Below are 13,915 nucleotides of genomic sequence, written 5' to 3'. Positions count from 1 at the left end.
CCGGCCGGGCTCGTCACGAGCCCGGCCGGCCCCAGGACCCCCGTATCAGACCCCATGACTTACAACCCTGAGAGGGATTGACGCATAGTGCTCGACGTCAACTTCTTCGATGAGCTCCGGATCGGTCTGGCCACCGCTGACGACATCCGTCAGTGGAGCCACGGCGAGGTCAAGAAGCCCGAGACCATCAACTACCGCACCCTCAAGCCCGAGAAGGACGGACTCTTCTGCGAGAAGATCTTCGGTCCGACCCGGGACTGGGAGTGCTACTGCGGCAAGTACAAGCGCGTCCGCTTCAAGGGCATCATCTGTGAGCGCTGCGGCGTCGAGGTGACCCGCGCCAAGGTGCGCCGTGAGCGGATGGGCCACATCGAGCTGGCCGCCCCCGTCACCCACATCTGGTACTTCAAGGGCGTTCCGTCGCGGCTGGGCTACCTGCTCGACCTCGCCCCGAAGGACCTCGAGAAGGTCATCTACTTCGCGGCGTACATGATCACGTACGTCGACGAGGAGCGCCGCACCCGCGACCTGCCCTCCCTGGAGGCGCACGTCTCCGTCGAGCGGCAGCAGATCGAGAACCGCCGGGACGCCGACCTGGAGGCCCGCGCCAAGAAGCTCGAGACCGACCTGGCCGAGCTGGAGGCCGAGGGCGCCAAGGCCGACGTGCGCCGCAAGGTGCGCGAAGGCGCCGAGCGTGAGATGAAGCAGCTGCGCGACCGCGCGCAGCGCGAGATCGACCGTCTCGACGAGGTGTGGACCCGCTTCAAGAACCTCAAGGTCCAGGACCTGGAGGGCGACGAGCTCCTCTACCGCGAGCTGCGTGACCGCTTCGGTACGTACTTCGACGGCTCGATGGGCGCCGCGGCGCTGCAGAAGCGCCTGGAGTCCTTCGACCTCGACGAGGAGGCCGAGAAGCTCCGCGAGATCATCCGCACCGGCAAGGGCCAGAAGAAGACCCGTGCGCTCAAGCGCCTGAAGGTCGTCTCCGCGTTCCTGCAGACCAGCAACAGCCCCAAGGGCATGGTGCTGGACTGCGTGCCGGTCATCCCGCCGGACCTGCGTCCGATGGTGCAGCTGGACGGTGGCCGCTTCGCGACCTCCGACCTGAACGACCTGTACCGCCGTGTGATCAACCGCAACAACCGTCTCAAGAGGCTCCTCGACCTCGGCGCGCCCGAGATCATCGTCAACAACGAGAAGCGCATGCTTCAGGAGGCTGTTGACGCCCTCTTCGACAACGGTCGTCGCGGCCGCCCGGTGACGGGCCCCGGCAACCGCCCGCTGAAGTCCCTCAGCGACATGCTGAAGGGCAAGCAGGGCCGCTTCCGTCAGAACCTGCTCGGCAAGCGTGTGGACTACTCCGCGCGTTCCGTGATCGTCGTCGGTCCGCAGCTGAAGCTGCACCAGTGCGGTCTGCCGAAGGCGATGGCGCTGGAGCTGTTCAAGCCGTTCGTGATGAAGCGCCTGGTCGACCTGAACCACGCGCAGAACATCAAGAGCGCCAAGCGCATGGTCGAGCGCGGCCGCACCGTGGTGTACGACGTCCTCGAAGAGGTCATCGCCGAGCACCCGGTGCTGCTGAACCGTGCGCCCACCCTGCACCGCCTCGGCATCCAGGCCTTCGAGCCGCAGCTGGTCGAGGGCAAGGCCATCCAGATCCACCCGCTCGTCTGCACCGCGTTCAACGCGGACTTCGACGGCGACCAGATGGCCGTGCACCTGCCGCTGTCCGCGGAGGCGCAGGCCGAGGCCCGCATCCTGATGCTGTCCTCGAACAACATCCTCAAGCCCGCCGACGGCCGTCCGGTGACGATGCCGACCCAGGACATGGTCCTCGGTCTGTTCTTCCTCACCACCGACGGCGAGATGCGGGACGTGAAGGGCGAGGACCGCTCCTTCTCCTCCGTCGCCGAGGCGATCATGGCCTTCGACGCGGGCGAGCTGTCGCTCCAGTCGAAGATCGACGTCCGCTTCCCGGTGGGCACCATCCCGCCGCGCGGCTGGACGCCTCCGGCCCAGGAGGAGGGCGAGGCCGAGTGGCAGCAGGGTGACAGCTTCCGGCTGAAGACCACGCTGGGCCGTGCGCTCTTCAACGAGCTGCTGCCCGAGGACTACCCGTTCGTCGACTACGAGGTCGGCAAGAAGCAGCTCTCCGAGATCGTCAACGACCTCGCCGAGCGCTACCCCAAGGTCATCGTGGCGGCGACGCTCGACAACCTGAAGGCGGCCGGCTTCTTCTGGGCCACCCGTTCCGGCGTCACCGTCGCCATCTCCGACGTCGTCGTCCCCGAGGCGAAGAAGGAGATCGTCGCCGGGTACGAGGCCAAGGACGAGAAGGTCCAGAAGCAGTACGAGCGCGGTCTGATCACCAAGGAAGAGCGCACGCAGGAGCTCATCCAGATCTGGACCCAGGCGACCAACGAGGTCGCCGAGGCGATGAACGACAACTTCCCGAAGACCAACCCGATCTTCATGATGGTGAACTCGGGCGCACGAGGCAACATGATGCAGATGCGTCAGATCGCCGGTATGCGTGGTCTGGTGTCGAACGCGAAGAACGAGACGATCCCGCGTCCGATCAAGGCGTCGTTCCGTGAGGGTCTGTCCGTGCTGGAGTACTTCATCTCCACGCACGGCGCCCGTAAGGGTCTCGCGGACACCGCTCTGCGTACCGCCGACTCGGGTTACCTGACCCGTCGTCTGGTCGACGTGTCGCAGGACGTCATCATCCGCGAGGAGGACTGCGGCACCGAGCGCGGTCTGAAGCTGCGGATCGCCTCGAAGGACGAGAACGGCGTTCTGCGCAAGGCCGGGGACGTCGAGACCAGCGTCTACGCCCGCATGCTCGCCGAGGACGTCGTCATCGACGGCAAGGTGATCGCGCCGGCCAACGTGGACCTGGGCGACGTGCTCATCGACCAGCTGGTGCGCCACGGCGTCGAGCAGGTGAAGACCCGCTCGATCCTGACCTGTGAGTCGCAGGTCGGCACCTGCGCCATGTGCTACGGCCGCTCGCTGGCCACCGGCAAGCTGGTCGATATCGGTGAGGCGGTCGGCATCATCGCCGCCCAGTCCATCGGTGAGCCCGGCACCCAGCTGACGATGCGTACCTTCCACACCGGTGGTGTGGCCGGTGACGACATCACCCAGGGTCTGCCGCGTGTCGTCGAGCTCTTCGAGGCCCGTACCCCGAAGGGTGTCGCCCCGATCTCCGAGGCCTCCGGCCGCGTGCGGATCGAGGAGACCGAGAAGACCAAGAAGATCGTCATCACGCCGGACGACGGCAGCGACGAGACGGCCTACCCGATCTCCAAGCGCGCCCGTCTGAAGGTCAGCGAGGGCGAGCACGTCGAGGTCGGCCAGCAGCTGACCGTGGGTACGCAGAACCCGCACGACGTGCTGCGCATCCTCGGCCAGCGCGCCGTCCAGGTCCACCTGGTCGGCGAGGTCCAGAAGGTCTACAACTCGCAGGGCGTGTCGATCCACGACAAGCACATCGAGATCATCATCCGGCAGATGCTGCGCCGGGTGACGATCATCGAGTCCGGCGACGCGGAGCTGCTGCCGGGCGAGCTCGTCGAGCGCGGCAAGTTCGAGACCGAGAACCGTCGTGTGGTCCAGGAGGGCGGTCACCCGGCCTCCGGTCGTCCGCAGCTCATGGGTATCACCAAGGCCTCGCTGGCCACGGAGTCCTGGCTGTCGGCGGCGTCCTTCCAGGAGACGACCAGGGTCCTCACGGACGCGGCGATCAACGCCAAGTCCGACTCCCTGATCGGCCTCAAGGAGAACGTCATCATCGGTAAGCTCATCCCGGCCGGTACGGGTCTGTCCCGCTACCGCAACATCCGGGTCGAGCCGACCGAGGAGGCCAAGGCCGCGATGTACTCGGCCGTCGGCTACGACGACATCGACTACTCGCCGTTCGGCACGGGCTCCGGCCAGGCCGTTCCGCTGGAGGACTACGACTACGGTCCGTACAACCAGTAAGGCGTACGTCTGACGCTCTGAAGGGCGGTCACCCCCTGGGGTGGCCGCCCTTCGGCGTGGACGGGGGCGTCCGCCCCGTCGTCGCACGGTTTCCGGCGAGTCGGTGCGAGGGGGGAACCATCGCGCCGCGCCGAGCGTAGGTGAATGATGGAGGCGTTCATGCCGTCCGGGGGAGGTGAGGTGCCCGTGTCGTTTCCGTCGCCATGGCAGCCGTGGCAGGGCCAGAGCAGCCCGTCGATGCTGGCCGCGAACGCGGACCGCGAGCGCGCCGTCGACGTGCTCAGAGCCGGTTTCGCCGAAGGACGCCTTCAGCAGGCCGAGCTCGACAAGCGGGTGGCGCGGGTCTACCAGGCCCGTACGGTGGGCGAGTTGTCCCTCGTCGTCGCCGACCTCCCGCAGGGGCCCATGCCCGTCCAGTCGGCCCTGCAGGCCTATCCCACGGCGGTTCCGCGCACGTTCCTGCCCGCCCCGCCGCCGCCCACGAACGGCAAGGCGATCGGCGCCCTGGTCTGCGGTGTGCTCACCACGATGACGGCGGGCATCACCGGCATCCCCGCGGTGATCCTCGGGCACTCGGCCCGCGCGGAGATCCGCCGCACGGGGGAGGGCGGCGACGGGTTCGCCCTGGCCGGCCTGATCCTGGGCTGGCTGGCGGTGGCGGGATGGGCCTTCATCCTGGCGGTCATGCTGGTGGCCGTGGGGTCGTCCTCGTCCGGCTGAGCACGGCGCCCCGCCGGTGGGAGTCTCCGCCGTCCAAGGGAGCCTCCGCCGTCCACGGAGGCCCTGCCGGTTACGGGATGCCCAGTTCGAACATCACGTAGTGCGCGTACCAGCCCGACGCCAGCGCCGCCGTGGTGAAGAACACCGTCAGGCTCGGCCACTTCAGCCGGCTCATCGCGGCCGCCGGTCCGAGCAGCAGCGGGAACACCGGCAGCAGATAGCGAGGGGTGTTGCCGAACATCTGCTGGGTGCCCAGCACGGTCACGACGCTCGCCAGCGTGTACGCGACCAGCACCAGCGGCGGCTTCTTGCGCAGCATCAGCGCGATCAGGAACGGCAGCGCCAGCACCAGTTGGACGGCGATGAGGTCGGACGTGGTGAACGAGAACAGGTAGTGGTCGTGCCCGACGGCGATGTTGCCCAGGACGTCGAGCGTGTAGGCGCCGAAGTCGAAGTAGTGCGCCCACCCCTCCCGCTGGAGCGTGAAGTACGCCGTGAAGGAGCCCATGTTGAGGCTGACCCAGGTGATGTAGGTGATCAGGCCGAGCGGCGCGGCGAACATGGCGTACAGCGGGCCGGCCACCCCGTGCTCGCGTCGGCTCTCCCGCCGGACCAGCGTCACCAGCGCGGCCAGCCCCACCGCGCCGATGAGCGAGGCGGCCGTCGGCCGGTTCAACCCGGCGACGAAGGCGAGCAGCCCCGCGGCCACCCAGCGGCGCTTCATCACGCAGTAGCAGCACCAGGCCGCGATCGCCACGAACAGGGACTCCGAGTACACCGCCCACTCGACGCCCGCGCCGGGCGCCACGGCCCACAGTCCGGCGGCGATCGTGCCGGCCCGGACGCCGGCGAGCGTCGAGATCACGGCATAGATCCCGGCCGCCGCGACGAAGGACGCGACCACCGAGACGAGGAGCCCGGAGCCGAACAGGCCGAGCCCGGTGACCTCGGAGACGCCCCTGATCAGGCCCGGGTAGAGGGGGAAGAAGGCGACGGAGTTCTGCTTCACCGTGAACAGCCCGCCCGGGGCGAGCCGCTCCAGGGGCGCCGGGTCGTACCCCTTCTCGGCGACCTGGAGGTACCACCAGCCGTCCCAGGTGCCGAGCACGTCCCACCAGTGGGCGCCGCCGCCGAACCGCGGCTCCTTCTTCTCGTAGTCCCCGGCGGCCTCCAGCAGCACGGCGAAGACGGTGAGCCCGACGAGCTTGGTCACGCCGTACAGGAGCAGCGGGGCGAGGTACGGTCGTACACCGGCCGGCAGGGTGAGGCGGCTCAGTCTTCGGGGCCGCGCCTCCTGCTCGCCGGGCACGGCGGGATCCGTCGCCGCGCTGCTGGAAGCCGTGCTCATGAGTGTGGACCCCCCTCGGCCCCGACCATCGGATCCCCGAGGAACCACTGTCCGGATGGTCGTGAAGTGTCAGTCGTAAGATCACACCAGAGTCGCACATTCACGCCACAGGTTGGGGGACGGGCGGGTGACTGAAGCGAGGGATCCCACGGACGTCGTACCCACGGGTGTCACAGCCGCGACGGCCGCGCCGACCGTCCTGTCGGTCGTCGTCCCCATGTACAACGAGGAAGAGGTCCTCCCCGCGCTGGTCACCCGGCTCCGCCCGGTCCTCGCCTCCCTCGGCGTCGGCTACGAGGTGGTCGCCGTCGACGACGGCAGCAGCGACCGCACGGCCGAACTGCTCGCCGCGTTCCGGCTGGGCTGGCCGGAGCTGCGGGTGATCCGGCTGCGCCGTAACTCCGGCCACCAGGCCGCTCTGACCGCCGGTCTCGACCGGGCGCTCGGCGCGTATGTCGTGAGCCTGGACGCGGACCTCCAGGACCCGCCGGAGAAGATCCCCGAGATGCTGTCGCTCGCCCGCGGCGAGGGCCTCGACATCGTCTACGGCATCCGCGCCGACCGGGCCAGCGACACCGGCTTCAAGCGCTGGACCGCCGGCCTCTACTACCGCCTGGTGCGCCGGCTGGCCGGACCTTCGGTGCCCGCGCACGCCGGTGACTTCCGGCTGCTCAGCCGGGCCGCCGTGGACGCCCTCAAGGCCCTGCCGGACCAGCAGCGGGTCTACCGCCTCCTGGTGCCCTGGCTCGGCTTCCCCAGTGGCCGGGTCACCTATGAGCGCGCCCCGCGTCCGGCGGGCGTCAGCAAGTACCCGCTGGGCCGGATGATCCGGCTCGCCGTGGACAGTGTGACCGGCTTCTCCGCGGCCCCGCTGCGCATCGCGACCTGGCTGGGCGGCTTCGCCTTCCTCGTCTGCCTGGGGCTGATGGTCTACACCCTCGCCGCCCACGCGTTCGACCACACCGTCCCCGGCTGGACCTCGCTCTTCACCGGCGTGCTGTTCATCGGCGCGGTGCAACTGGTCTGCGTCGGCCTGCTGGGCGAGTACGTGGGCCGTATCTACACGGCGGTGCAGAACCGGCCGACCTACTTCGTGGGCGGCGACACGGCGTTCTCCGACTCCGGCCCCGACTCCGTGGGAGTCGACAGCGGTCCCGCGCCGCGGCTGCCACAGAGATCATCGAGCCCGCGAGGGTAACCGCGGCAGGTCGGGCCTACTGCCTCTGTTTTGACCGGAGTGGTTGCGCTCGGTACGCTCAGACCTTGTGCCTGGGGTGTGCCCTGGCCCTCGTGCGTGCCATGAACAGCACCGGGGGTCCGTGAGCGGCCACTGTGATCTGCGTCTCTCTGCCTCGCGGCGGAAGTCCGCCGGATTCGACACACCCGACCGCGTGGGTCGGCGAAGTTCCAGGTTAGCTGTACAACTCGGCACACAGAAACCGGAGAAGTAGTGCCTACGATCCAGCAGCTGGTCCGTAAGGGCCGGCAGGACAAGGTCGAGAAGAACAAGACGCCCGCACTCGAGGGTTCGCCCCAGCGTCGTGGCGTCTGCACGCGTGTGTTCACGACCACCCCGAAGAAGCCGAACTCGGCCCTGCGTAAGGTCGCGCGTGTGCGTCTGACCAGCGGGATCGAGGTCACCGCTTACATTCCGGGTGAGGGACACAACCTGCAGGAGCACTCCATCGTGCTCGTGCGCGGCGGCCGTGTGAAGGACCTGCCCGGTGTTCGTTACAAGATCATCCGCGGTTCCCTCGACACCCAGGGTGTCAAGAACCGCAAGCAGGCCCGCAGCCGTTACGGCGCCAAGAAGGAGAAGTAAGAATGCCTCGTAAGGGCCCCGCCCCGAAGCGCCCGGTCATCATCGACCCGGTCTACGGTTCTCCTCTGGTGACCTCCCTCATCAACAAGGTGCTGCTGAACGGCAAGCGCTCCACCGCCGAGCGCATCGTCTACGGCGCCATGGAGGGCCTGCGTGACAAGACCGGCAACGACCCGGTCATCACGCTGAAGCGCGCGCTCGAGAACATCAAGCCGACCATCGAGGTCAAGTCCCGCCGTGTCGGTGGAGCCACCTACCAGGTCCCGATCGAGGTCAAGCCCGGCCGCGCCAACACCCTGGCGCTGCGCTGGCTGGTCGGTTACTCCCGCGCCCGTCGCGAGAAGACCATGACCGAGCGCCTGCTCAACGAGCTCCTCGACGCGTCCAACGGCCTCGGCGCCGCTGTGAAGAAGCGTGAGGACACCCACAAGATGGCCGAGTCCAACAAGGCCTTCGCGCACTACCGCTGGTAGTCGCTACCCACATCGAGACCGAGAGAAGACTGAAGCCTTATGGCTACCACTTCACTTGACCTGGCCAAGGTCCGCAACATCGGGATCATGGCCCACATCGACGCGGGCAAGACGACCACCACCGAGCGGATCCTGTTCTACACCGGCGTCTCGTACAAGATCGGTGAGGTCCACGACGGCGCCGCCACGATGGACTGGATGGAGCAGGAGCAGGAGCGTGGCATCACGATCACGTCTGCTGCGACCACCTGTCACTGGCCGCTCGAGGACAACGACTACACCATCAACATCATCGACACCCCGGGTCACGTCGACTTCACCGTCGAGGTGGAGCGCTCCCTGCGTGTGCTCGACGGTGCCGTGACGGTGTTCGACGGTGTCGCCGGTGTCGAGCCGCAGTCCGAGACGGTGTGGCGTCAGGCCGACCGTTACGGCGTGCCCCGCATCTGCTTCGTCAACAAGCTGGACCGCACCGGCGCCGAGTTCCACCGCTGCGTGGACATGATCTCGGACCGCCTGGGCGCCCAGCCGCTCGTCATGCAGCTGCCGATCGGCGCCGAGGCCGACTTCAAGGGCGTCGTGGACCTGGTCCGCATGAAGGCGCTCGTGTGGTCCGCCGAGGCCGCGAAGGGCGAGATGTACGACGTCGTCGACATCCCGGCCACGCACACCGAGGCTGCCGAGGAGTGGCACAACAAGCTCGTCGAGGCCGTCGCGGAGAACGACGAAGAGATCATGGAGCTGTTCCTGGAGGGCCAGGAGCCCACCGTGGAGCAGCTGTACGCCGCGATCCGTCGCATCACCATCGCGTCCGGCAAGTCCAGCGACACCACGGTCACCCCGGTGTTCTGCGGCACCGCGTTCAAGAACAAGGGCGTCCAGCCCCTGCTCGACGCGGTCGTGCGCTACCTGCCGACCCCGCTCGACGTCGAGGCCATCGAGGGCCACGACGTCAAGGACCCCGAGGTCGTGATCAAGCGCAAGCCGTCCGAGGACGAGCCGCTGTCCGCCCTGGCGTTCAAGATCATGAGCGACCCGCACCTCGGCAAGCTCACCTTCGTCCGGGTCTACTCGGGCCGCCTGCAGTCCGGCACCGCTGTGCTGAACTCCGTCAAGGGCAAGAAGGAGCGCATCGGCAAGATCTACCGCATGCACGCGAACAAGCGTGAGGAGATCGAGTCGGTGGGCGCCGGCGACATCGTCGCCGTCATGGGCCTGAAGCAGACCACCACCGGTGAGACGCTGTCCGACGACAAGAACCCGGTGATCCTGGAGTCCATGGACTTCCCGGCGCCGGTCATCCAGGTCGCGATCGAGCCCAAGTCCAAGGGCGACCAGGAGAAGCTGGGTGTCGCCATCCAGCGCCTGGCCGAGGAGGACCCGTCCTTCCAGGTCCACTCGGACGAGGAGACCGGCCAGACCATCATCGGCGGCATGGGCGAGCTGCACCTCGAGGTGCTGGTCGACCGTATGCGCCGTGAGTTCAAGGTCGAGGCCAACGTCGGCAAGCCGCAGGTCGCCTACCGCGAGACGATCCGCAAGGCCGTCGAGCGCGTCGACTACACGCACAAGAAGCAGACTGGTGGTACCGGCCAGTTCGCCAAGGTGCAGATCGCGATCGAGCCGATCGAAGGCGGAGACGCCTCGTACGAGTTCGTGAACAAGGTCACCGGTGGCCGTATCCCGAAGGAGTACATCCCTTCGGTGGACGCCGGTGCGCAGGAGGCCATGCAGTTCGGCATCCTGGCCGGCTACGAGATGACGGGCGTCCGCGTCACGCTCATCGACGGTGGCTACCACGAGGTCGACTCCTCCGAACTCGCGTTCAAGATCGCCGGTTCGCAGGCCTTCAAGGAGGCCGCGCGCAAGGCCAGCCCCGTGCTGCTCGAGCCGATGATGGCCGTCGAGGTCACCACGCCCGAGGACTACATGGGTGAGGTCATCGGCGACATCAACTCCCGCCGTGGCCAGATCCAGGCCATGGAGGAGCGTGCGGGCGCCCGCGTCGTCAAGGGCCTCGTGCCCCTGTCGGAGATGTTCGGCTACGTCGGCGACCTCCGCAGCAAGACGTCGGGTCGCGCAAGCTACTCGATGCAGTTCGACTCCTACGCCGAGGTTCCGCGGAACGTCGCCGAGGAGATCATCGCGAAGGCCAAGGGCGAGTAACGCACCCCGTTCACACGCTTTAGGCTTGACTCCGGAGCCTCACGGGGCAAACAACCGCATTCCCGGATGTTTGCCCCTGGGCCCGGGCTTCCCAGCAAAGATCACCTGGCGCCGTTGAAGCAAGGCGTACAGAACCACTCCACAGGAGGACCCCAGTGGCGAAGGCGAAGTTCGAGCGGACTAAGCCGCACGTCAACATCGGCACCATCGGTCACATCGACCACGGTAAGACGACCCTCACGGCCGCCATTACCAAGGTGCTGCACGACAAGTACCCGGACCTGAACGAGGCCTCGGCCTTCGACCAGATCGACAAGGCTCCCGAAGAGCGCCAGCGCGGTATCACCATCTCCATCGCGCACGTCGAGTACCAGACGGAGGCGCGTCACTACGCCCACGTCGACTGCCCGGGTCACGCGGACTACATCAAGAACATGATCACCGGTGCCGCGCAGATGGACGGCGCGATCCTCGTGGTCGCCGCCACCGACGGCCCGATGCCGCAGACCAAGGAGCACGTGCTCCTGGCCCGCCAGGTCGGCGTTCCGTACATCGTCGTCGCCCTGAACAAGGCCGACATGGTGGACGACGAGGAGATCCTGGAGCTCGTCGAGCTCGAGGTCCGTGAGCTCCTCTCCGAGTACGAGTTCCCGGGCGACGACGTCCCGGTCGTCAAGGTCTCGGCGCTCAAGGCGCTCGAGGGCGACGACAAGTGGGGTCAGTCCGTCCTGGAGCTCATGGACGCCGTCGACAGCGCGATCCCGGAGCCGGAGCGCGACGTCGACAAGCCGTTCCTCATGCCCATCGAGGACGTCTTCACGATCACCGGTCGCGGTACGGTCGTCACCGGCCGTATCGAGCGTGGTGTCCTGAAGGTCAACGAGACCGTCGACATCATCGGCATCAAGACCGAGAAGACCACCACCACGGTCACCGGTATCGAGATGTTCCGCAAGCTGCTCGACGAGGGCCAGGCCGGTGAGAACGTCGGTCTGCTGCTCCGCGGCATCAAGCGCGAGGACGTCGAGCGCGGCCAGGTCATCATCAAGCCGGGCTCGGTCACCCCGCACACCGAGTTCGAGGCGCAGGCCTACATCCTGTCCAAGGACGAGGGTGGCCGCCACACGCCGTTCTTCAACAACTACCGCCCGCAGTTCTACTTCCGTACGACGGACGTGACCGGCGTCGTGACCCTCCCCGAGGGCACCGAGATGGTCATGCCGGGTGACAACACCGAGATGAAGGTGGAGCTCATCCAGCCCGTCGCCATGGAGGAGGGCCTGAAGTTCGCCATCCGTGAGGGTGGTCGCACGGTGGGCGCCGGCCAGGTCACCAAGATCAACAAGTAAGTCCGCTTGCTTGAAGGTCGCTTGACCTGAGAGGGCCCGTACGACTTCGGTCGTACGGGCCCTTTCGCGTGCGCGGTCAGCGCCGCAGATAGGCGAGGACCGCGAGGACCCGGCGGTGGTCGGCGCTGCTGGTGTGCAGACCGAGCTTGTCGAAGATGTTGCCGATGTGCTTGGAGACCGCGGCCTGGCTGACGTTCAGAGCGCCGGCGATCGCCGAGTTGGACCGCCCCTCGGCCATCAGGGCCAGCACCTCGGTCTCTCGGGGAGTCAGGTCCTGCACGGAGGTGCGCCCACGGCGGGTGCCCAGCAGACGCCGGATGATCGCCGGATCGACGACCGTCTCGCCGTCGGCGACCCGCTGTGCCTGGCCGACGAAGTCCAGCACGTCGCCGACCCGGTCCTTCAGCAGGTAGCCGACCCCCGCGGACGCCTCGTCCGGCGCCGCCCCCGGGAGGCGCCTGTCATCCTGGTCCGTGGCTCCCAGCAGTTCGGCGGCGTAGTCCGCCTCCAGGTACTGCGAGAGGACCAGCACCCCGAGTCCGCGATGCTCACGACGCAGGGTGACCGCGGCGCGCAGCCCCTCGTCCCGGAAGCCGGGAGGCAACCGGACGTCGACGACGGCAAGTTCGGGCGCGTGGGTGCGCACCTCCGCCAGGAGCGAAGGAGCGTTGTCCACGGCCGCGACCACCTGGTGACCGAACTTGGTGAGGATCTGCACCAGGCCCTCGCGCAACAGCGCCGAGTCCTCCGCGATCACGATGCGCACGGTATCTCCACGTGTAACAGGGTCGGCCCGCCGAGCGGGCTCGACAGATGAACGGTCCCCTCCAGGGCGGCGACCCGGTCGGCCAGTCCCAGCAGCCCGCTGCCGGCCTCCGCGTCGGCCCCGCCGCGACCGTCGTCGTACACCTCGAGCACCAGCCGCGATCCGCGCCGTCGCAGTGACAGCCGGGCCTCGGTGGCTCCGCTGTGCTTGGCGACGTTGGAGAGCGCCTCGCAGGCCACGAAGTACGTGGCCGCCTCCACGGCCTCGTCGGGACGCCCGCCCGGCTCCAGATCGGTCGTCACCGGCAGGGGGGCCTCCTCGGCCAGCGCGGTCAGGGCGGCGGTCAGACCGCGGTCGGTGAGGATCGCGGGGAAGATTCCGTGGACGAGGTCCCGCAGCTCGGTCAGGGTGACGCGCGCCTGCTCATGGGCCCGTTCCACCAGTCGGCGCGTCTCGGGAGGGCTGTCGGCGACGGCCAGGCGGGCCAGCCCGAGCGTCATGATCAGCGCCGTCAGCCGCTGCTGCGCGCCGTCGTGCAGATCGCGCTCGATGCGCCGGCGCTCAGCGTCGTAGGCGTCGAGGATGCGCGCCCTGGACCGCACCAGACGGCCGATGTACCGCTCCTGGTCCATGACGTGGGTGTCGGCGCCCCTGGTCAGCACGGCAGCGGAAAGACGCGCCCGCAACGCGGCGTACCGGGTGAGCGCGGCGTACGAGAGCACCACGCACACACCGCCGCACAGCACCAGCACGACGGCCTGCGGTGTGGAGTCCGCCTGGAAGACCGCCACGCGGAACCGGCCGTCGCGCGCGAACGGGCGCAGCAGGGGAGCCGTCAGCAGGAAGGCGGGAATGATCACGCTGCCCAGGACGAGCACGAACTCGGCGACGGACAGGGCGCTGTGCACTACGGCGTAGGCCAGCTCCCGCCATGTCGCAGGCTCGGTCAGTCGCCGCCGGATCCAGGCGAGCGGCCCGCCGCCGGCCGGCTCGGGCCCCGCGCGCAGGCTCAAGCGGTGGTCGTCTCCGGAGAACCACCGCAGGCGCAGCCGCTCCACGACGCCGAGCGGGATTCCTGACAGGGCGGCCGCGCAGATCAGCCCGGCCCCGACCACCAGGGGCAGTGTCGCCACGCCGACGCCCAGCAGGACGGTGCAGGAGACGAGCCACACCAGGCCTGTGGGCAGCCCGCCGGCCAGATACAGGGCGGCCCGGGCCATGCGCCCGGCACCTCGCCGTGCCCGTGCCGCCACCGGACCCCGGCCCGTCACCGGTCCCCACTCC

General features: G+C 68.2%; 10 protein-coding genes. 7 read left to right on the top strand and 3 right to left on the bottom strand.

Annotation, left to right across the window (positions count from 1 at the left end):
* Window positions 1-87 precede the first annotated feature (87 nt).
* Complete coding sequence (locus tag ACIRS4_RS23320; RefSeq protein WP_351094554.1) at window positions 88-3,987, top strand: DNA-directed RNA polymerase subunit beta'; 3,900 nt, start codon at window positions 88-90, stop codon at window positions 3,985-3,987.
* A 237-nt stretch (window positions 3,988-4,224) separates the two neighbouring features.
* Entirely contained in the window at window positions 4,225-4,707 is a 483-nt protein-coding gene (locus ACIRS4_RS23315; RefSeq protein WP_404199507.1) for a DUF1707 and DUF4190 domain-containing protein, read from the top strand.
* Between the two features lie 70 nt (window positions 4,708-4,777).
* On the opposite strand, the gene ACIRS4_RS23310 is transcribed toward ACIRS4_RS23315, so the two are convergent.
* A complete protein-coding gene (locus tag ACIRS4_RS23310; RefSeq protein WP_404199068.1) occupies window positions 4,778-6,055 on the bottom strand; it encodes a hypothetical protein in 1,278 nt (425 codons plus the stop codon).
* Window positions 6,056-6,272: 217 nt separating this feature from the next.
* On the opposite strand from ACIRS4_RS23310, the gene ACIRS4_RS23305 reads away from it, so the two are divergent.
* The 5 genes from ACIRS4_RS23305 to tuf all read left to right on the top strand — a co-directional run bounded on the left by ACIRS4_RS23305 (window position 6,273) and on the right by tuf (window position 11,865).
* Window positions 6,273-7,253, top strand: a complete 981-nt coding sequence (locus ACIRS4_RS23305; protein ID WP_404199504.1) for a glycosyltransferase family 2 protein — start codon at window positions 6,273-6,275, stop codon at window positions 7,251-7,253.
* 252 nt (window positions 7,254-7,505) lie between these two features.
* Window positions 7,506-7,877 carry a 30S ribosomal protein S12 gene (rpsL, locus tag ACIRS4_RS23300; RefSeq protein WP_003948652.1) on the top strand — a complete coding sequence of 124 codons (372 nt, stop codon included), beginning with the start codon at window positions 7,506-7,508 and terminating at the stop codon, window positions 7,875-7,877.
* A gap of 2 nt (window positions 7,878-7,879) precedes the next feature.
* Complete coding sequence (gene rpsG / locus ACIRS4_RS23295) at window positions 7,880-8,350, top strand: 30S ribosomal protein S7 (protein WP_130441039.1); 471 nt, start codon at window positions 7,880-7,882, stop codon at window positions 8,348-8,350.
* A gap of 39 nt (window positions 8,351-8,389) precedes the next feature.
* Window positions 8,390-10,516 (top strand): elongation factor G, encoded by a 2,127-nt coding sequence (fusA, locus tag ACIRS4_RS23290; RefSeq protein ID WP_404199065.1) that lies wholly within the window; start codon window positions 8,390-8,392, stop codon window positions 10,514-10,516.
* Window positions 10,517-10,671: 155 nt separating this feature from the next.
* Window positions 10,672-11,865, top strand: coding sequence for an elongation factor Tu (gene tuf, locus ACIRS4_RS23285; protein ID WP_130441043.1), 1,194 nt, complete (start codon window positions 10,672-10,674; stop codon window positions 11,863-11,865).
* A 76-nt stretch (window positions 11,866-11,941) separates the two neighbouring features.
* On the opposite strand, the gene ACIRS4_RS23280 is transcribed toward tuf, so the two are convergent.
* Both ACIRS4_RS23280 and ACIRS4_RS23275 read right to left on the bottom strand, forming a co-directional pair.
* Window positions 11,942-12,622 (bottom strand): LuxR C-terminal-related transcriptional regulator, encoded by a 681-nt coding sequence (locus ACIRS4_RS23280; protein WP_404199501.1) that lies wholly within the window; start codon window positions 12,620-12,622, stop codon window positions 11,942-11,944.
* Window positions 12,619-13,851 carry a sensor histidine kinase gene (locus tag ACIRS4_RS23275; protein ID WP_404199061.1) on the bottom strand — a complete coding sequence of 411 codons (1,233 nt, stop codon included), beginning with the start codon at window positions 13,849-13,851 and terminating at the stop codon, window positions 12,619-12,621. Before ACIRS4_RS23275 ends, ACIRS4_RS23280 begins: the two co-directional genes overlap by 4 nt.
* Between the last annotated feature and the right edge of the window lie 64 nt (window positions 13,852-13,915).

This window comes from Streptomyces sp. NPDC101166 (genome assembly GCF_044768125.1).
Classification (GTDB): domain Bacteria; phylum Actinomycetota; class Actinomycetes; order Streptomycetales; family Streptomycetaceae; genus Streptomyces.
This window is presented reverse-complemented; position numbering and strand designations above follow the sequence as displayed.

What these genes read in the sequence shown, in the direction of transcription:
- ACIRS4_RS23315 (WP_404199507.1), top strand. Translation starts at nt 4,225, where the DNA reads ATGCTGGCCGCGAACGCGGACCGCGAGCGCGCCGTCGACGTGCTCAGA.
- ACIRS4_RS23310 (WP_404199068.1), bottom strand. Translation starts at nt 6,055, where the DNA reads ATGAGCACGGCTTCCAGCAGCGCGGCGACGGATCCCGCCGTGCCCGGC.
- ACIRS4_RS23305 (WP_404199504.1), top strand. Translation starts at nt 6,273, where the DNA reads ATGTACAACGAGGAAGAGGTCCTCCCCGCGCTGGTCACCCGGCTCCGC.
- rpsG (WP_130441039.1), top strand. Translation starts at nt 7,880, where the DNA reads ATGCCTCGTAAGGGCCCCGCCCCGAAGCGCCCGGTCATCATCGACCCG.
- fusA (WP_404199065.1), top strand. Translation starts at nt 8,390, where the DNA reads ATGGCTACCACTTCACTTGACCTGGCCAAGGTCCGCAACATCGGGATC.
- ACIRS4_RS23275 (WP_404199061.1), bottom strand. Translation starts at nt 13,851, where the DNA reads ATGGCCCGGGCCGCCCTGTATCTGGCCGGCGGGCTGCCCACAGGCCTG.